Annotated in this window: 4 protein-coding genes and 1 pseudogene; 2 read left to right on the top strand and 3 right to left on the bottom strand. The window is 57.4% G+C overall.

The window, feature by feature from the left end; genetic code table 11:
• Positions 1-188, top strand: a 188-nt coding sequence (locus tag LCF40_RS23035) for a hypothetical protein (RefSeq protein ID WP_224830450.1), incomplete at its 5' end; no start/stop codon positions are given.
• Here the strand turns inward: LCF40_RS23035 and LCF40_RS23040 are convergent.
• Positions 173-640, bottom strand: a complete 468-nt coding sequence (locus LCF40_RS23040; protein ID WP_224830451.1) for a helix-turn-helix domain-containing protein — start codon at positions 638-640, stop codon at positions 173-175. The two genes, LCF40_RS23035 and LCF40_RS23040, sit on opposite strands and share 16 nt — an antisense overlap.
• Before the next feature lie 260 nt (positions 641-900).
• On the opposite strand from LCF40_RS23040, the gene LCF40_RS23045 reads away from it, so the two are divergent.
• A complete protein-coding gene (locus LCF40_RS23045; RefSeq protein WP_224830452.1) occupies positions 901-1,455 on the top strand; it encodes a type 1 glutamine amidotransferase domain-containing protein in 555 nt (184 codons plus the stop codon).
• A gap of 97 nt (positions 1,456-1,552) precedes the next feature.
• On the opposite strand, the gene LCF40_RS23050 is transcribed toward LCF40_RS23045, so the two are convergent.
• The gene (locus LCF40_RS23050; protein WP_004054295.1) at positions 1,553-1,858 is read right to left on the bottom strand and encodes a putative quinol monooxygenase; all 306 of its coding nucleotides are present in this window, start codon (positions 1,856-1,858) and stop codon (positions 1,553-1,555) included.
• Between the two features lie 51 nt (positions 1,859-1,909).
• Positions 1,910-2,062, bottom strand: a pseudogene (locus tag LCF40_RS23940) (IS1595 family transposase); the annotation flags it as partial.
• Between the last annotated feature and the right edge of the window lie 186 nt (positions 2,063-2,248).

Here is a 2,248-nt window from a genome sequence, read left to right on the forward strand (position 1 = left end):
TAGCGAGCGACCGCTCCCGGGCGAGCCGGGAGCGGGTCGCGAACGTGCTTGTGAAGCTCCTTATTGCTCTCGTCGAAGCAGATGACAGGCCGAGCTGGGTCGTACGGTTCGTGGTAGAGATCGAGGATGTCCTCCATTCGGTGGACGAACGCGGCGTTGTGGCCGGGCTTGATCACCCACGCGGTTGATCGGTGAGGGTGCAGTCGTGTTTTTTTAGCACCTGTCGAACGGTTTCGTGCGAGATCGACTCGACGTCGATCTCGTTGAGAGCGACGAAATGCTCGGCGAGAAGGTGGAGCGACCACCGGGAGTGTCCTTCCGGTGGGTCGCTGCACGCTAACGCGATGAGATGCGCTTCGGCTCGCCCATCGAGTTTGCGCTCGTAGACGCGGTCGGCCTTGCGGCGATGAATCGCCGCGAGGCCGTCCTCAGTGTAGCGTTTCCTGAATCGGGCAACCGTTCCTGGGTGACAGCCGACGGCTTGACTGACCTGCTCGTCAGTCAAGCCGTCATCCGCATGTAAGAGACAACGTGCCCGCGTGAGGACACGCGTTTTGTGGGTTCCAGCCGCTAACATTGCTTCGAGTTCGGCTCGTTCGTCGGCAGACAGATCAACAACATACTGCTGGGTTCGTGGCATGAATGGCTTCAGAGCACGTCTGAATACTTCTAAGAGGCGTTCTGAGGAGATAAACCTAGTAGTTCAAGGCTGAAGCGGCACTAGGTTTTTGTTTCGGGTGTTCGTATAAAGAAAGAGTTACTTATCAGAAGTCGGCTATCGCCAGTCTGGTTCTCATCGATACTCTGCACCGAACGGGTCAGAATCAGTTCCGTTTTTAGTGCGTGTTTTCAACTACTGTTTAACCGCAGAAGTACAGTTAGGGACGGAGGCAAAACACCATGGCAGAATCACTCACCGATACGAACGTCGCTGTCTTCCTCGCACCGAGAGGCACCGAGGAAGTCGAGTTCACCGAACCGAAGGGAGCCGTTGAGGACGCCGGGGCGAGCACCGATGTTGTCGGTGCCGAAACCGGCGAGGTCCAAACCGTCAACAACGACCTCGAATCGGGCGAGACGTTCGAGGTGGAGAAGACCTTCTCCGAGGTCTCTCCCGACGACTACGATGGGCTCGTCGTTCCGGGTGGCTCCGTCGGAGCGGACCAACTCCGCGCGGACGGCAACGCAGTGGATTTCGTCAGGGAGTTCATCGAGGCAGAAAAGCCCGCAGGAGTCATCTGCCACGGCCCGTGGACGCTGGTCGAGGCCGACGTGGTCGAGGGTCGGACGCTGACTTCCTTCCCCAGTTTACAGACCGACATCCGCAACGCGGGCGGCGAGTGGGTCAACGAGGAAGTCGTCGTCGACGAGGGACTGGTGACCAGCCGCAAGCCCGACGACATCCCCGCCTTCTGTGATAAAATCATCGAGGAGTTCGAGGAGGGTCGCCACTAACGGCGCGGTAGCGCGAAAGGGTTCATCGCCACGTCCGGCGTTCGTGAACGAGATGTGAGATTCGTCTTTGTTGCTTCTGTCTGTCCAATTTCAGATGTTAGGGGAGTTTAGCCTCCAGTACGTCGACTTCTTCTATCTCCGGCGGTTCTGCGAACAGCTCGTCCGCGTTTTCCTCCAAGGCAGCAGCGATTTCGCCTGAGAGATGCGCTTCCCGACCGGATTCATCCGGAAAGGTGTCGAAGATGCCGAACGTCGAATCATCCATGCGGAGCGCGAACCACGTGGTGGTGTCCGGTTCTTCCTCGGCCATCGGCAGTGCCGAACGGAGGAATTCCTCGACATCGGATTCTTTGCCGGACTGTGCTTGGAGTCGAACGAGGAGGGCGACGTTTGCGTCGGTCATACTCAGTTCGTAGGTGTGTGCCCAACACACATAATTATGTATGCTAGATGTTCATCCCGATACATCGCAACACAGCACTTTCTCGAACCAGTCGTCCGGTGAGTTGAGTTTCAGTCCGAGGAATCCGAGGTATTTCTGGAGGTGTGTGCTTCGAGACGCCCTTGAACTTCGCCAGCACTGACGAAGGAAGCTATGGGGGTTCTCTAATCATCCGAGACACGGGCTTCGATCCGGACCAGCGGGAAATAGCTGGTCGCGTCGCACACTACTTCCGAGGGTTATTCTCGATGGGAAAGCTGATCCCGCCGATTAGGCGGGATCTGCGCTCGTTCAACCGAACCAAATAGAGCCGGACTGTCACATTCGATTTCGATGAGTCAACCGGTTCGA

The sequence above is a fragment of the Saliphagus infecundisoli genome (assembly GCF_020177375.1).
In the GTDB taxonomy this organism is placed as follows: Archaea; Halobacteriota; Halobacteria; order Halobacteriales; family Natrialbaceae; genus Saliphagus; species Saliphagus infecundisoli.

Excerpts from the sequence above, each read along its gene's own strand:
- LCF40_RS23045 (WP_224830452.1), top strand. The coding sequence starts at position 901 with ATGGCAGAATCACTCACCGATACGAACGTCGCTGTCTTCCTCGCACCG.
- LCF40_RS23040 (WP_224830451.1), bottom strand. The coding sequence starts at position 640 with ATGCCACGAACCCAGCAGTATGTTGTTGATCTGTCTGCCGACGAACGA.
- LCF40_RS23050 (WP_004054295.1), bottom strand. The coding sequence starts at position 1,858 with ATGACCGACGCAAACGTCGCCCTCCTCGTTCGACTCCAAGCACAGTCC.